The sequence below is a fragment of the Pseudomonas paracarnis genome, from assembly GCF_904063055.1.
Classification (GTDB): domain Bacteria; phylum Pseudomonadota; class Gammaproteobacteria; order Pseudomonadales; family Pseudomonadaceae; genus Aquipseudomonas; species Aquipseudomonas paracarnis.
In genome coordinates this window covers 1-536 of the sequence record NZ_CAJFCN010000057.1, presented here as the reverse complement: position 1 = coordinate 536, position 536 = coordinate 1, and the positions used below count along the sequence as shown (strand labels likewise).

At 62.7% G+C, this 536-nt stretch carries 1 protein-coding gene; it reads left to right on the top strand.

Features of this window, described 5'->3' with window-relative positions:
• The coding region (locus JMV15_RS27875) for an ATP-binding cassette domain-containing protein (protein WP_201491988.1) at positions 1 to 536 on the top strand (536 nt) is incomplete at both ends.

Genomic DNA, 536 nt, shown 5'->3' with positions numbered 1-536 from the left:
TCCAGCGGCACGGTGCAGATCGGCGCGCAGACCATGGCCTTCAAATGCGCCGCCGACAGCATCGCCAGCGGTGTGGCGGTGATTCACCAAGAGCTGCACCTGGTGCCGGAAATGAGCGTGGCCGAGAACCTGTTCCTCGGGCATTTGCCCACGCGCTTTGGCGTGGTCAACCGGAGCCTGCTGCGTAAGCAGGCCCTGGCGTGTCTCAAGGGGCTGGCCGATGAAATCGACCCCGACGAGAAACTCGGGCGCCTGTCCCTGGGCGAGCGCCAACTGGTGGAAATCGCCAAGGCGCTGTCTCGCGGCGCCAGCGTGATCGCCTTTGATGAACCCACCAGCAGTTTATCGGCGCGGGAAATCGACCGCTTGATGGCGATCATCACGCGCCTGCGCGACGAGGGCAAAGTGGTGCTCTACGTGTCGCACCGTATGGAAGAAGTGTTCCGTATCTGCGATGCGGTGACGGTGTTCAAGGACGGCCGCTACGTGCGTACTTTCGAGGACATGAGCACGCTGACTCACGACCAGTTGGTGAC